The 13,104-nt window shown below is 65.1% G+C and carries 15 protein-coding genes; 6 read left to right on the top strand and 9 right to left on the bottom strand.

Annotated elements, in window-relative coordinates; translation table 11 throughout:
* Window positions 1–29 precede the first annotated feature (29 nt).
* The 3 genes from JHL16_RS24055 (at window position 30) to JHL16_RS24045 (ending at window position 1,873) form a co-directional block, all read left to right on the top strand.
* The gene (locus tag JHL16_RS24055) at window positions 30–971 is read left to right on the top strand and encodes a GlxA family transcriptional regulator (RefSeq protein ID WP_200187445.1); all 942 of its coding nucleotides are present in this window, start codon (window positions 30–32) and stop codon (window positions 969–971) included.
* A gap of 68 nt (window positions 972–1,039) precedes the next feature.
* Window positions 1,040–1,486 (top strand): MerR family transcriptional regulator, encoded by a 447-nt coding sequence (locus JHL16_RS24050; RefSeq protein WP_200187444.1) that lies wholly within the window; start codon window positions 1,040–1,042, stop codon window positions 1,484–1,486.
* 150 nt (window positions 1,487–1,636) lie between these two features.
* Complete coding sequence (locus JHL16_RS24045) at window positions 1,637–1,873, top strand: VapC50 family PIN domain-containing toxin (protein WP_246771150.1); 237 nt, start codon at window positions 1,637–1,639, stop codon at window positions 1,871–1,873.
* A gap of 12 nt (window positions 1,874–1,885) precedes the next feature.
* Here the strand turns inward: JHL16_RS24045 and rsmD are convergent, their stop codons facing one another.
* The 3 genes from rsmD to JHL16_RS24030 all read right to left on the bottom strand — a co-directional run bounded on the left by rsmD (window position 1,886) and on the right by JHL16_RS24030 (window position 4,126).
* Entirely contained in the window at window positions 1,886–2,443 is a 558-nt protein-coding gene (rsmD, locus tag JHL16_RS24040) for a 16S rRNA (guanine(966)-N(2))-methyltransferase RsmD (RefSeq protein WP_200187443.1), read from the bottom strand.
* Window positions 2,444–2,453: 10 nt separating this feature from the next.
* Window positions 2,454–3,086: a LysE family translocator gene (locus JHL16_RS24035; protein ID WP_200187442.1), complete on the bottom strand. Its 633-nt coding sequence runs from the start codon at window positions 3,084–3,086 to the stop codon at window positions 2,454–2,456.
* Window positions 3,087–3,298: 212 nt separating this feature from the next.
* Window positions 3,299–4,126 carry a pseudouridine synthase gene (locus JHL16_RS24030; RefSeq protein WP_420884571.1) on the bottom strand — a complete coding sequence of 276 codons (828 nt, stop codon included), beginning with the start codon at window positions 4,124–4,126 and terminating at the stop codon, window positions 3,299–3,301.
* A 70-nt stretch (window positions 4,127–4,196) separates the two neighbouring features.
* Here JHL16_RS24030 and JHL16_RS24025 point away from each other — a divergent pair, with 70 nt between their 5' ends.
* The gene (locus JHL16_RS24025; RefSeq protein ID WP_200187440.1) at window positions 4,197–4,631 is read left to right on the top strand and encodes a nucleoside deaminase; all 435 of its coding nucleotides are present in this window, start codon (window positions 4,197–4,199) and stop codon (window positions 4,629–4,631) included.
* A 47-nt stretch (window positions 4,632–4,678) separates the two neighbouring features.
* On the opposite strand, the gene JHL16_RS24020 is transcribed toward JHL16_RS24025, so the two are convergent.
* Window positions 4,679–5,590, bottom strand: coding sequence for a LysR family transcriptional regulator (locus tag JHL16_RS24020; RefSeq protein WP_200187439.1), 912 nt, complete (start codon window positions 5,588–5,590; stop codon window positions 4,679–4,681).
* A gap of 177 nt (window positions 5,591–5,767) precedes the next feature.
* On the opposite strand from JHL16_RS24020, the gene JHL16_RS24015 reads away from it, so the two are divergent.
* Both JHL16_RS24015 and JHL16_RS24010 read left to right on the top strand, forming a co-directional pair.
* A complete protein-coding gene (locus JHL16_RS24015; protein ID WP_420884570.1) occupies window positions 5,768–6,313 on the top strand; it encodes a c-type cytochrome in 546 nt (181 codons plus the stop codon).
* Between the two features lie 18 nt (window positions 6,314–6,331).
* Window positions 6,332–7,708: an FAD-binding oxidoreductase gene (locus JHL16_RS24010; protein WP_200187438.1), complete on the top strand. Its 1,377-nt coding sequence runs from the start codon at window positions 6,332–6,334 to the stop codon at window positions 7,706–7,708.
* A 22-nt stretch (window positions 7,709–7,730) separates the two neighbouring features.
* On the opposite strand, the gene JHL16_RS24005 is transcribed toward JHL16_RS24010, so the two are convergent.
* From JHL16_RS24005 to purD, 5 genes are read right to left on the bottom strand one after another with little or no spacing between them, the layout of a single operon-like run.
* A complete protein-coding gene (locus JHL16_RS24005; protein WP_200187437.1) occupies window positions 7,731–8,567 on the bottom strand; it encodes a patatin-like phospholipase family protein in 837 nt (278 codons plus the stop codon).
* Between the two features lie 3 nt (window positions 8,568–8,570).
* On the bottom strand, window positions 8,571–9,647 hold the full coding sequence (locus JHL16_RS24000) for a phosphotransferase family protein (RefSeq protein WP_200189525.1): 1,077 nt from the start codon (window positions 9,645–9,647) through the stop codon (window positions 8,571–8,573).
* Window positions 9,647–10,546, bottom strand: a complete 900-nt coding sequence (locus tag JHL16_RS23995; RefSeq protein ID WP_200187436.1) for an alpha/beta fold hydrolase — start codon at window positions 10,544–10,546, stop codon at window positions 9,647–9,649. The genes JHL16_RS24000 and JHL16_RS23995 overlap by 1 nt, the downstream gene beginning before the upstream one ends.
* A gap of 52 nt (window positions 10,547–10,598) precedes the next feature.
* A complete protein-coding gene (locus JHL16_RS23990; RefSeq protein ID WP_200187435.1) occupies window positions 10,599–11,777 on the bottom strand; it encodes an adenylate/guanylate cyclase domain-containing protein in 1,179 nt (392 codons plus the stop codon).
* Complete coding sequence (gene purD / locus JHL16_RS23985) at window positions 11,774–13,048, bottom strand: phosphoribosylamine--glycine ligase (protein ID WP_200187434.1); 1,275 nt, start codon at window positions 13,046–13,048, stop codon at window positions 11,774–11,776. Before purD ends, JHL16_RS23990 begins: the two co-directional genes overlap by 4 nt.
* Window positions 13,049–13,104 lie beyond the last annotated feature (56 nt).

Here is a 13,104-nt window from a genome sequence, read left to right as displayed (position 1 = left end):
ACCACTTTTCAGGACATTCGAGGTTGGCCATGCTCCGGATCGGTTTCGTGCTTCCCGCCCGCTTCCAGATGATGAGTTTCGCGGCCCTGTCGGCCTTCGAGCTCGCCAATGTGAGCGGCGGCGAAAAGCTCTATGACATTCATCTCCTCTCCGAGGCGGGCGGTCCGATACCGAGTTCGCTCGGCATGATGGTCGAGACCCGGCCTTTCTCTGAGGAGGCCTCCGATACGCTGCTGGTCGGCGGGTTGCTCGTTCCGGAACCTTCCAGCACCAGGCTGATCGATTTCGTGCGCCGGTCGCAAGGCCGGACGCGGCGTCTGGCCGCCGTCTGCACCGGCGCCTTCATTTTTGCCGAGGCCGGGCTCCTGGACGGGCGCCGTGCCACCACGCATTGGGCCTATGCGCGCGATCTCAGAGAACGCTTTCCGAAGGTGAAGGTCGAGGAGGACCGCATCTTCATCATCGACGGGGCGGTCTGGACCTCGGCCGGCATGAGCGCCGGCATCGATCTGGCGCTCGGCATGATCGAGAAGGATTTCGGCGCCGAGCTGGCGCGCTCCGTCGCCCAGAAACTCGTCGTCTATCACCGTCGCGCCGGCGGCCAGTCGCAGCATTCGGCGCTTCTCGATATGGACGCCAAATCGGACCGCATTCAGAGCGCGCTTACCTATGCGAGGCGGAACTTGCGCAATCCGCTGTCGGTCGAAGAGCTGGCCGATGTGGCGCATCTGAGCCCGCGCCAGTTCAGCCGCGCCTTCCGCGCCGAGACCGGCCAGTCTCCGGCCAAGGCGGTCGAGCATCTGCGCCTCGAAGCGGCGCGCCTGATGATGGAGCAGAGCCGGCATCCGATCGATGTCGTCGCGACCGAGACAGGCTTTGCCGATCGCGAGCGCATGCGCCGCGCTTTCCTGCGCGCCTTCGGCCAGCCGCCGCAGGCGATCAGGCGCAATGCTGCGGCTGAGATGATTTAGATTTTTGATGATTTTCAGTTATTTCAGTTAGCTGGGGCGCGCATTATATATGCCCTTGGAGATCGACAATGACCACGCAAGTCCTGGAATTTTTGAAGCTATCGGACCGCGATCGCCGCAAGGCGGATGCGGCCGCAAAGCTTGGCCGCGGGGACAGATTTGAGGTTCTCATACGGCAGGAGTCGGGAGTCGATCTCCGGGTCGAATTACCGGCCGTGGCGTCCGAAGCCATTCAAACCCTGCTCGAGCATCTGGTGAATGGTCAGCGTGTCGCCATTCTCGCGGAAGACCAGGAGATCAGCCCCAATGACGCTGCGGAGATTCTGGGCGTTTCGCGACCGCTGGTTGTCCATCGGATGGATGTCGGTGATCTGCCTTTCCGCTATGTGGGCAAACACCGCCGGGCAAAGTTGAAAGATGTCCTCACCCTCAAGGCCAGGCTCGATGCGCAGCAAGAGGCGCTGGATGCCTTGGCGGAGGATACCGAGTCGCTGATGCGCGATCATGGCCTATAGATCGCCTATCGCGGTCTACGACGCCTGCCTACCGCCGATGTCACCGGCTATGAGCCGCACATTCCGCAACTGACGCTGCCCGACCCTGACGACCGGCACGTCCTCGCTGCCGCGATAGCAGCTGGTGCCTCCCGTATCGTGACCTGGAATTTGGCAGACTTTCCTGCCGCGGTTCTCGCGCCACACAATGTTGTCGCCCAGAATCCGGACGATTTCCTCATGGGCCTTTATGTGGCGGCACCCGACGTGACGATCGCGGTGGCAGCCAACGCACGAAGAAATCTCAGACGAACGACGTCCGCAGTGGCGGATTTCATCGCCGCGCTCGAAAGGCAGAGGCTGGCTCACTTCAGTGCAGTTCTGAGCGCCCGTGCTGACGAGCTCTAACGACCTATCATGCTAGTTGGCTCGCGCGATCAGGATCTGCGTGTCGCCATAGACGCGCCGGTCGAGCTCGGTGAGCTCGGGCGGGCAGGTGAGCGTGGCCTTCTCGGCTTCCTCGACCACGACGAGAGCCTGCGGGTTGAACCATTGGCCGGCGACCAGCGAGGTGAGCGCCTTGCTGCCGAGATCCTTGTTGTAGGGCGGGTCGGCGAAAATGAGATCGAAGCCGGGCTGCGGTGCCGCCGGGCCGAGCTTCACCGCATCGCGCCGCCAGATCTTGCATTGGCCGATGACGCCCAGCGCATCGGCATTGCGGCGGATGACGCCGCGTGCTTCCGCCGAGTCGTCGACGAACTGGCAGAAGCGGGCGCCGCGCGACAGGGCTTCGAGCCCCATGGCGCCGGTGCCGGCGAAGAGATCGAGGACGCGCGCCCCTTCGAGCGAAAAACCGTCCACCCCATGCGCCAGGATGTTGAAGATCGATTCACGCACCCGGTCCGAGGTCGGCCGCGTCGCCTGTCCCTTGGGGCCCGCGAGTCCGTGTCCTTTGAATTTCCCGCCGATGATGCGCATGCGGGACTTCCTACAGGCCGCGGCGGATTTCGGCCACACCGAAAAACATGAGGAAGGCGCCGGCGAGGCGGTCGATCCACAGGCGCACGCGCCGGCCCAGCGCATGGCGGAAGAGGGTGACGCCGCCGACGATGAAGACCCACCACAGGAGCGAGCCCAGCGTCACGCCGCCGACGGTCGCCGCAGCGGTCATCGGCTCGAAGCCACCCTTGGGCGCCAGAGCGGCGAAGATCGCGGCGAACATGATGATGGTCGGCGGGTTGGTGAGGGTGAGAAGCAGCGAGCCCCAGAAGGCCCGTAACGTCGAGACCGCGGCCGGCGCCGGGAGCGCGCCGTTCTCCGCCGGACGGCGCCAGAAGGTCTTGAGCCCGAGATAGATCAGGAACAGGCCGGCGGCGAGATGAAGCGGACGGTCATAGGCCAGCATGAATTCCGAGATGCCGGTGAGGCCGAGCGCTGCCACGGCGGCATAAAGCCCATCGCCGGTGGCGATGCCGAAGCCGGTGGCGAGGCCCGGCCGCCAGCCCTCGGTGAGACTGCGCCGCATGCACAGAATGGCCATCGGGCCGACAGGGGCGGCGACGGCGAGGCCGAAACCCATGGCGGTGATGAAAATGGGAGCAAGGCTTGAAGTAACGGTCATAGGAACTCTCCGTGAAAGTGAAGCGGGGAGTTCGGACAATGACAAGCCCCGCCGGGTTAAGGGCGGGCGCTGAAGGTGTGTGGGAGGTCTTAGAAGCTCGGTCTCGCCATCACGCGCAGCAGATCGCACGCCGGATATTGCCGGTCGTTTGTTGCGTGATGGTCGGTTTGCGCGTCATGGCGCGCCTCGATAGCGCAGGAGGGGCCAGGTGATCAAGCCCTCGTCTTGCGCTCCGGCTTCTGCCGTTGCTCCGCTTTGTCTCGGCGATGCTTGGGGCCGCGCTCCGGCACCGTGACCTTGCGCCCGAGCTGCTCGGCCAGGACCTTGGCCGGCACCTCGGAGATGCCGCCGCGTTCGAGATCGCCGAGCTGGAATGGCCCGAAGGCGATGCGGATGAGGCGGTTCACGGTGAGCCCCAGATGCTCGCAGATCTTCTTTACCTCGCGGTTCTTGCCTTCGCGGATGGCGATATTGAGCCAGGCATTGTCGCCCTGCGCCTTGTCGAGCGTGGCTTCGATCGGGCCGTAATGGATGCCCTCGATGGTGAGCCCGGCGGCGAGCTTGGCCAAGGCGGCGGGATCGGGCTTGCCATAAGCGCGCACCCGGTAGCGCCGCACCCAGCCGGTGGCGGGAAGCTCCAGAAGCCGGGCCAGCTCGCCGTCATTGGTGAGAAGCAAAAGGCCCTCGGTATTGATGTCGAGCCGGCCGATCGAGATCACCCGCGGCAACTGCTCGCGCAGCGCGTCAAAGACGGTGCGCCGGCCTTCCGGGTCTTTGTGGCTGGTCACCAGGCCGGCGGGCTTGTGGTAGCGCCACAGCCGGCTTTCCTCCTTTTGCGGCAAGGGCTGCCCGTCGATGCGAACATCGTCGGACGGCTTTACATTGACGGCAGGAGACCTGAGCACCTTGCCATTGAGCTTGACCCGGCCTTCGCCGATCAGCCGCTCGGCGTCGCGCCTGGAGCACAGGCCGGCCCGGGCGATCGCCTTGGCGATGCGTTCACCCTCGAAGGCGCTTTCCTTTGGGGTTTCCTTGACCATCCGTCCTCTTTCGCGTTCATGTGTGGGAAGCATGAAGCACACTCTGCCCCCGGAACCAACCCTGGACGCAATGTCCCTCGCCTTTGCCGAGGCCGAATCAGCCGGCCGGCGCGGCGAGGTCCCGATCGGCTGTGTCATCGTCGATCAGTCGGGCACTATCATGGCAAGGGCCGGCAATCGCACCTTGGAGCTGAAAGATCCGACGGCCCATGCCGAGCTTCTCGCCATTCGGGACGCCGCGGCGAAGCTCGGCAGCGAGCGGCTGGTGGGCCTCGATATCTATGTGACGCTCGAGCCCTGCGCCATGTGCGCGGCGGCGATCTCCTTCGCCAGGCTGAGGCGGCTCTATTTCGCGGCCGGGGACGAGAAGATGGGCGGCGTCGAGCATGGCCCCCGCTTCTTCAATCAGGAGACCTGCCATCACAGCCCTGAGGTCTATGGCGGCTTGAGCGAGGCGCGCGGCCAAACGCTGCTGAAGGATTTCTTCCGCACACGGCGCGATTGAATCGTTTTCTCAGCCGTCGGCCCTAAGTGATTCTTTCGATTCGTGTTTCAGGTCTCGCCGGCGAGCCGGGCGCGCGATGCCTTGACATGCGCCGCGATCGAATCGGCGAACGCGCGCACATGGGTGGAGGATTTCACCTCCTCGCGCAGTACGAGAAACAGATCGCTTTCGAGCTCAGGTATCGGCGGCAGGCAGCGCACCAGCTCGGGATCGGCGTCGCCGGCGATGCAGGGCAAGGTCGCGATCCCCTGCACGACCTTCAGCGTGAGCACGAGATTGGTGAGGTTGTTGCTGCGGGCGCTGATGCGCGAATGGGTGGTCATGCGGGCGAGGAGGCGCGGCCCGGGAAGATGCGCCATGCTCTCATCAAGGGCGACGATCGGATGCCCGTCGAGGGCTTCGAGGCTGCCCGGCGCGCCATGCTCCTCGGCATAGGCGCGGCTGCAATAGACGCTCCATCCGACGCGCGCCAGCTTGCTGGCGACGATACCGGCGCCGTGCAGCGGCTCCGGTTGCCGGATGGTCGCCCGCAGCGCGACATCCGCCTCGCCGCGTGCCAGATCGAGATGCCGGTCGTCCGCGATCAGCTCGACCGTGATGGCCGGATGCTCGGTGCGGAATGTCCTGAGCCAGGGCGTGATCAGGAGATTGGCGAGCATTTCGGGCGTGGTCACCCGCACGCGGCCCGCCAGAGCCCGCTGGTCGGCGCCGATCGAATTCACCAGCCCGTTGACTTCGTCCTCGATCCTGGCCGCGGCGGCCGCGACACGCTGCCCGAGCGGGGTCAGGTGATAGCCGCTCTGTTTGCGCTCAAAGAGCTCGGCGCCGATCGCCGCTTCGAGATCGGCCATCCGCCGCGTGACGGTGGTCTGGTTGACGCCGAGCGCTTTCGCTGCGCGCAAGGCCGAGCCTTGCCGCGCGATGGCCAGGACGAAGCGGAGATCTCCCCAATCGATCATGACTTATTCTGCGTAAATGCAGAACGACTTGGCAAGAGTGCTGATTGCGGGCGGGCCGGCGTGGATGTATCTCCCCGGCCTCGCCGAGACTGCCGTATCGTAAATTCCAGTGGCCTAAACAAATCATTCGCATAACCGCCGTGGCCCTGGTCACGGCGAACCCGGAGGACGTGCCTGATGACGACAGCTATCTCTCTTTTTACGTGCTTTGTCCGCCGGTCGGCGCTTGCCGCGCTGATTGCCATCGCCGTCTTCATGGCGCCCCAGCGCACGGTTCACGCCGAGGACGGACAGCTCCCCCGAGGCAAATATCTCGTTGGGCTGGGCGGCTGCAATGACTGCCATACGCCTGGATATTTCTTCGGCAAGCCGGACACAGCGCGTTACCTCGGCGGCTCGGAGGTGGGTTTCGAGATTCCCAATCTCGGTGTGTTCTACGGCCCCAATCTGACGCCCGATGTCGCGACCGGTCTCGGCACCTGGTCGACCGATGAGATCGTGACGGCCATCACCACGGGACATCGGCCCGATGGCCGCATCCTGGCGCCGGTGATGCCCTGGCATGCTTTCGCAAGCCTGACCCGGGACGACGTGCAGGCGATCGCGGCCTTTCTCAAGAACCTGCCGCCGGTCGCCAACAAGGTGCCGGGTCCCTTCGGCCCGAGCGAGAAGCCGACCTCGTTCGTCATGAGGATCGTGCCGCCGGACGCCCAGCCGAAATAATGATGTGAGGAGATCAAGATGGACATGCGCGCTTTGCGGCTGCGGATTCGCGGCGATGTGGTGATCCGCGACGACGCCGATTATGAAGCCGTGCGCGCCGGACTCGTGTGGAACGGCCGCAAGCCGGACCGGTTTCCCGAGATCATCGTCAAAGCGAAGGACGCCGGCGACGTGCAGGCGGCCGTCCGCTTTGCCGCCGCTCATGGCAAGCGGGTCTGCGTGCGGGGTGGCGGCCATCATTGGTCCGGCCTCGCTGTGCAGGACGGCATCGTGATCGATCTCGCCGCCATGGACGCGCTTGTGATCGATCCTGAAGCGCGCACCGCGCGGGCGGAGCCTGGTATGCGGAACGGCCGGCTCACCGAGGCGCTGGCCGAGCACGGGCTGGCTTTTCCCGCCGGCCATTGCGCCAGCGTGCCCCTGTCGGGCTATCTGCTCGGTGGCGGCTTCGGCTGGAACAGCGGCGCCTGGGGCGTCGCCTGCCACAATGTGGAAAGCGTCGAGGTGGTGCTCGCCGACGGTTCCCTGGTCACGGCAAGTGTGGCGGAAAATACCGACATCTTCTGGGCCGCGCGAGGCGCGGGGCCTGAATTCTTTGGTGTCGTCGTGGCCTACCGGCTGCGCCTCCATCCACTGCCGCAGGCGATCCGCACCAGCCTGTGGACCTACCGGCCGGACCGGGGCGAGGCCGTCGAGGACTGGATGAACCGGACGATGCGGCAGGTGCCGCGCACTGTCGAATTCACCGCCGTGATGGCGTCGGCGCCGCCGCCTTTGGCCAGTCAGGCGGAAAAGACCCTCACCGCCGTGGCGACGATCTTTGCCGACACTGAAGAGGAGGCGCAGGAGACGTTGGCGACCATCAAAGCCGGCGCGCCGGAGGGCGCGCTTGACGTTCAGTTGTCACTGCCGACGTCCTTCGCGGTGCTCTATCAGATCATCGGCCAGTTCTTTCCCGAGGGACGCCGCTTCGCCGCCGACACCAACTGGTCGGATGATCCGGCCATGCTGATGAAGCGGCTCACCGAGGCGGTCGAGATCGCGCCGTCGGCGGAGTCTTTCGCGCTGGCGGTCGTCCTGCCGCCGCTTGATCCCGATCTTATGCCGCCGGGCGCCTTTTCGATGGTGGGGCCGGTTTTCAGCTGTGCCTATGCGGTCTGGCAGGAGGCCAGCCAGGATGATGCCAACCTCGCCTGGCTGCGCAATGCGAGCGATCGTCTGGCGCCGGTCTCGCTCGGTCATTATGTCGGCGAGGCGGATCTCGATCGGGCGGAGCGCATAAGGGGCTCATTCTCGCCCGCCGCTTTCGAGCGCTTGCGCGAGCTGCGGCGCAGGTTTGATCCCGCCGGCCGCTTCCATCGCCTTGCCGCTCAACCGCTTCGGAAGACCGGCTGAATCTTTTTGTCAGCCGCCGAGTCTAAGTGATTCTTTCGATTCGCGTTTCGAGTGCGCGCTTGAGCTCATCCTTGGACTTGGAGGCAGCCTCGATCATCTCGGTGATGCGGAAGAAGTCATTGGCGAGATACTGCTCGATCGGCGGCGTGATGTAGATGTCGGGCGGATTCTGCTGGCGGCGCAGCATCGCGATCTGGTGGAACATGATCAGCATCGAGCCGACGGCGAGCTCCATATTGCTGTGATGACCGCGCCGGGGCTCACGTATCCGGCCGGTGACGTCGATGGCGACGGTGATGTCGCTGCCCTCGCGCACATGATCGAAGGGCACCGGATTGGTGATGCCGCCATCGACATAGAGGCGGCCATCGATGGTGGGGGCCGAGATCAAACCCGGTATGGCGATCGAAGCGGCGACCGCCTGGCGCAACGGACCTGACGCGATGACATGCTCGCGCCGTTCGCTGAAATCGGTGGTGACGATGCGCAGCGGGATCTGGGTGTCCTCGACATTCAGGGCGACGCCGTCGGGCAGGACGAAGCTCGTCAGCTGCTCGCCGTCGATCTGCAGCGAGGTGAAGCTGCGGCGCGTCAGGAGATCGCCGAGCCGGGCACCTTTGACTCCGAACAGATATTTGGCCGCCTGCACCTTGTTGGCGAGGATCTGACGGGCATGATCACCGATCTCCTTGGCCGGGACGCCCGACGCATAGGCAGCTCCGACCAGGGCGCCGAAACTCGAGCCGGCGATGATCGACGGCTTGAGGCCAAGCTCGTCGAAAACCTCGAGCATGGGGATATGGGCGAGGCCGCGCGCAGCCCCTCCGCCCAGCGCCAGGCCGATGCGGGGCGTGCTCATCGCTTAAGCTCCCGCCCGCCGGGCGAAATGCCAGGCGGTCTCGGCCAAGGGCCGGACCTCGCTTGCCATGAGCGCCGCATTGCGGTTGGCGGCGGTGCCGTCGCGCACGCGGCCGATGATGCCTTGCAGGATGGCGGCGATGCGGAAGAAATTATAGGCGAGATAGACATCGAGATCGGGAATACCGTCGCGTCCGGTGAGAGTGCAGTAGTCCTCGATATAGGCCTCGATCGCCGGAATTCCAGGGTCCTTCTCGTGCCCAAGGAGCGAGCCGACGCCGCCGCCACGCGCGGATCGGGGCATCCACCACATCATGAGGTGATAGGTATAGTCGGCGAGCGGATCGCCGAGCGTCGCCAACTCCCAGTCGAGCACCGCTGCCACGTCCGGTTTGCCGGCGGCGATGATGCAATTATCGAGACGGAAGTCGCCATGGACGATCGCCGTCGCGCTCTGGGTCGGGCAGGCCTGCGGCAGCCAGGCGATGAGCCGGTCCATCTCGGGGATCGGCTCGCTCGCCGAGGCGCGATATTGCTCCGACCAGCGCTTGATCTGGCGCGCCACATAACCTTCGCCCTTGCCGAATTCGGCCAGCTTCAATTCGCCGGGATCGAGCCTGTGCAACCGGGCGATGGTCCGGTTGAGCGCGCCGAAGAGCTCAGCCCGCTCGTCGGGAGCGAGGCCCGGCGCCCAGGGTTCCCAGTACACCCGGCCCTCGACATGCTCCATCAGGTAGAATTCGGTGCCGATGACGCTCGTGTCGGTGCAGTAATGCAAAGGCCGCGCGACCGGGAAGTCCACGCGCGCCAGAGCCGTGGTGACGCGATATTCGCGCTCGATGGCATGGGCCGAGGGAAGAAGCTTCCCGGGCGGTTTGCGGCGCAAGACGTAACGCCCGCTCTCCGCCGTCACGAGATAGGTCGGATTGGATTGCCCGCCCTTGAAGCGCGCGAGCGTGAGGGACCCGCGAAAGCCTGCAATGTTGTGGTTGAGATAGGATGCGAGGCGCCCGGCGTCGATCTCGTCTGCTGCCGGGCGGGTGCCTGAAAAGGCCGATTGGCGATCGATATCCTGCACCATCATCTCTTTCGGGCGAGGAAGGGCAGGAGATGAGCGAGCGTCGCTTGCGGATTCTCTTCGGCTAGGAAATGGCCGCCGGCGACAATGCCGGTCTTCACCTGGTTTGCCCAGCGCCGCCAGGAGGCGGAAGGATCGCCCGCGTCACCCGGAATGCCGCTGTCGCCCCACAGCACCAGCAGCGGGCAGGCGATCTTGTGGCCCGCCGTCAGATCCGCCTCGTCGTCGGCGAGATCGATGCTCTGGCCGGCGCGATAGTCGTTGCAGGTCGCGTGGATATGCTCGGGTGTGGCGAAATGCAGGCGATATTCGGCGAGCGCCGCGGGCGCAAAGGCGGAGAGGTCCTTGGCCTTCGTCCAACGCGCCATGGTGTAATCGAGGAAGCCGATCGGTGCCGGCTCGATCAGCATTTCCGGCAGCGGATGTGGCTGCGCCAGGAACAGCCAGTGATAGGTCTTCATGGCGAGCGCCACCGAGAAGCCATGCCACATGTCCCAGGTCGACATGATGTCGATGAGGGCGAGGCGGGTGACGGTGCTCCGATGGTCGAGCGCCATCCGGTAACCGACGCGGGCGCCGCGGTCATGTCCGACAACGGCGAAGCGCTCATGGCCGAGACCACGCATAAGCACCCGCATGTCCTCGGCCATCACCCGTTTCGAATAGGGCCGGTTGTCTTGGGTATTGGCGGGGCAGGAGGAGAAGCCGTAACCCCGCAGATCAGGCATCACGCAAGTGTGGTGCGCCATCAGGGCGGGCGCCACTGCATGCCACATCGCATGGGTCTGCGGATAGCCGTGGAGCAGCAGCAGCGGCGGCCCCTCGCCGCCGATGCGGGCGAAGATCTCGGCCCCACCGGTCTCTACGCGATGTTCCCGTGTATTTGGAAAGAGATCCGACATGGCGCGCTCCCGGGCAAACCGAAAGCCATTGTCGCCAAATGCCGCCCTGGGCTCAAGCCTCTTGCGCGATGGCAAAAACGGGCTGCATCTCGGCTATGTCGCGCAACCGGTGATGGCCGATATTCTGGAAGTCGAAGCCTTCTGCCGCCGCGGCGAAGCTCTCGGAGACGACGATGTCGCGATCGAGGCGCTTGGCGAGCTCGAGCAGCCGGCTGGCATGGTTGATCGCCGGGCCGATGGCGGTGAAATCGAGCCGGGTGCGGCTGCCGATATTGCCATAGGCGATTTCGCCGGCATCGAGCACCAAGCCGAAGCGGATCTGGGTGCGGGCGGCCTTGGCGCGCTCGGCATTGAGGGCAGTGACCCGTTGCCGGATATCGAGAGCGGCGGTGATCGCCGGTTGGGTCGGCACCGGCTGGCCGTCGCTCGCCGGGAAGATGGCGAGAAGCGCGTCGCCGATGAATTTCAGCACCTCGCCGCCCTGCGCCTCGATCGCCGCCACCAGCGCGTCGAAGAAGTCGTTGAGCGTCGACAGCACATTGGCGATCGGGCGGGTGTCGGAATATTGCGTGAAGCCCCGCATGTCGGCGATCAGGATGCTGGCCGTGATCATTTCGGCCTTGCCGCGGTCGAGCGCGCCTTCGAGGACCTTGGCGGCGCTGCGGCGCCCGACATAGGTAGTGAGCAGCGTATCGGCGCTGCGCCTCAGCATGAAGCGTTCGGCATAGGGGCTGAACAGCATGGCCGCATCACCCAAGGCCGTGACTTCAGCTTCGGAAAAACCGCCTTGCTTGCGGCTGGCGAAGGAGAGATGCGCGGTGCGCTCCTGATCGAGAAAGGGCAGCGGCACGATATAATAATCGGTCGCTCCGTCGCGATGCAGATCGCCGAGCAGCGCCATGTTGGAAGCCGCCCCGTCGAGCTTGCGCCGAAACGGTTTGCGCGTCGTGTCTACGATCTGCGCCGGGCTGCCCTCATAGTCGGACCCGTCACTGCCGCGCGGCAGGGTCTCGATATGGGCCTCATGCGCGATCCATCTGACCTGCACGCCCTCGAATTCGGGATTGAGAAGCTCGATGCCGAGCGAAGAGCGCCATAAGGGAATGCCGAGATCGACGAGCTTCTCGCACAGGAGCCGATGCAATTCGCCGGCCCGCTGGTTGCGCGTCACCATTGCCGCGTCGACGAGCCAGCGGGTGAAGTCGGTCATGAAAGCGAGATTTTCGGTCATCGTCCTTGTACAGCCCGCCAGCCGATGTCGCGGCGGCAGAAGCCGTCCGGCCAGTCGACGAGATCGACGGCCTGATAGGCGCGCCGCTGCGCCGCGGCCGCATCCTTGCCGAGCGCCGAGACATTCAATACGCGCCCGCCATTGGCGACGAGCTTGCCGTCCTTCAGCGCCGTGCCGGCATGGAAGATCTCGACATCGTCGCCTTCACCGGCCTGGTCGAGATTGCGGATCTCGCTGCCCTTGCCATAGCTGCCGGGATAGCCCTTGGTTGCCATCACGACCGACAGCGCCGTATCGTTGCGCCAGCGCACCGAGACCTTGTCGAGCGTGCCGTCGGCGGAGGCGATGAGCAGCGTCAGGAGATCGTCCTTGAGGCGCAGCATCAGCACCTGGCATTCGGGATCGCCGAAGCGGACATTGTATTCGATGAGCTTGGGGCCGTTCTTGCCGATCATCAGCCCGGCGAAGAGCACGCCTTTGAACGGTGTGCCGCGTTTCGCCATGCCGGCGACGGTCGGCTTGATGATCTCTGCCATCACGCGCTCGGCCATGGCGTCGGTCACGACAGGTGCCGGCGAATAGGCGCCCATGCCGCCGGTATTGGGGCCGGTGTCGCCGTCGCCGACGCGCTTATGGTCCTGGGCGGCGGCGAGCGCCACCGCATGCTCGCCATCGCAGAGCGCGAAGAAGCTCGCTTCCTCGCCGTCGAGGAATTCTTCGATCACACATTCGGCCGCGCCGAACTGTCCGGCGAAGATGTCATCGATGGCGGCGAGCGCCTCAGCGAGGCTCATCGCCACGGTGACGCCCTTGCCGGCGGCGAGCCCGTCGGCCTTGATCACGATCGGCGCGCCCTTCGCTTGCGCATAAGCGGTTGCCGCGGCCTTGTCGGTGAAACGGCCATAGGCGCCGGTCGGGATGTCGAACTCGGCGCAGAAATCCTTGGTGAAGCCCTTCGAGCCTTCGAGCTGGGCCGCTTCCTTGGAGGGGCCGAAGACCTTGAAGCCGGCGGCGCGGAGATCATCGGCAATGCCCGCCACGAGCGGGGCTTCCGGCCCGACCACGACGAAATCTATACGCTGCTCGCGGCAGAAAGCGATGACGGCCTGATGATCGGTGACATCGAGCGCGACCAGGGACGCATATTCAGCGATGCCGGGATTACCGGGCGCGCAATAGAACTGACCGAGCAGGGGGCTGGCGGAGATCGCCCAGGCGAGCGCGTGCTCGCGCCCGCCGGAACCGATCAGAAGAACATTGAGTGGCGTCATTTGGGCATCCTTATGCCCGTCCTATGGCGAGATTCACCCTCGGCGAAAAGTCCATT

Source organism: Taklimakanibacter albus, from assembly GCF_016595235.1.
Classification (GTDB): Bacteria; Pseudomonadota; Alphaproteobacteria; order Rhizobiales; family Aestuariivirgaceae; genus Taklimakanibacter; species Taklimakanibacter albus.
This window is presented reverse-complemented; position numbering and strand designations above follow the sequence as displayed.

What these genes read in the sequence shown, in the direction of transcription:
- JHL16_RS24015 (WP_420884570.1), top strand. Translation starts at nt 5,768, where the DNA reads ATGACGACAGCTATCTCTCTTTTTACGTGCTTTGTCCGCCGGTCGGCG.
- JHL16_RS24030 (WP_420884571.1), bottom strand. Translation starts at nt 4,126, where the DNA reads ATGGTCAAGGAAACCCCAAAGGAAAGCGCCTTCGAGGGTGAACGCATC.
- JHL16_RS24000 (WP_200189525.1), bottom strand. Translation starts at nt 9,647, where the DNA reads ATGGTGCAGGATATCGATCGCCAATCGGCCTTTTCAGGCACCCGCCCG.
- JHL16_RS24005 (WP_200187437.1), bottom strand. Translation starts at nt 8,567, where the DNA reads ATGAGCACGCCCCGCATCGGCCTGGCGCTGGGCGGAGGGGCTGCGCGC.
- rsmD (WP_200187443.1), bottom strand. Translation starts at nt 2,443, where the DNA reads ATGCGCATCATCGGCGGGAAATTCAAAGGACACGGACTCGCGGGCCCC.
- JHL16_RS24035 (WP_200187442.1), bottom strand. Translation starts at nt 3,086, where the DNA reads ATGACCGTTACTTCAAGCCTTGCTCCCATTTTCATCACCGCCATGGGT.
- JHL16_RS24010 (WP_200187438.1), top strand. Translation starts at nt 6,332, where the DNA reads ATGGACATGCGCGCTTTGCGGCTGCGGATTCGCGGCGATGTGGTGATC.
- JHL16_RS24025 (WP_200187440.1), top strand. Translation starts at nt 4,197, where the DNA reads ATGTCCCTCGCCTTTGCCGAGGCCGAATCAGCCGGCCGGCGCGGCGAG.
- purD (WP_200187434.1), bottom strand. Translation starts at nt 13,048, where the DNA reads ATGACGCCACTCAATGTTCTTCTGATCGGTTCCGGCGGGCGCGAGCAC.
- JHL16_RS23990 (WP_200187435.1), bottom strand. Translation starts at nt 11,777, where the DNA reads ATGACCGAAAATCTCGCTTTCATGACCGACTTCACCCGCTGGCTCGTC.
- JHL16_RS24055 (WP_200187445.1), top strand. Translation starts at nt 30, where the DNA reads ATGCTCCGGATCGGTTTCGTGCTTCCCGCCCGCTTCCAGATGATGAGT.
- JHL16_RS24020 (WP_200187439.1), bottom strand. Translation starts at nt 5,590, where the DNA reads ATGATCGATTGGGGAGATCTCCGCTTCGTCCTGGCCATCGCGCGGCAA.
- JHL16_RS23995 (WP_200187436.1), bottom strand. Translation starts at nt 10,546, where the DNA reads ATGTCGGATCTCTTTCCAAATACACGGGAACATCGCGTAGAGACCGGT.
- JHL16_RS24050 (WP_200187444.1), top strand. Translation starts at nt 1,040, where the DNA reads ATGACCACGCAAGTCCTGGAATTTTTGAAGCTATCGGACCGCGATCGC.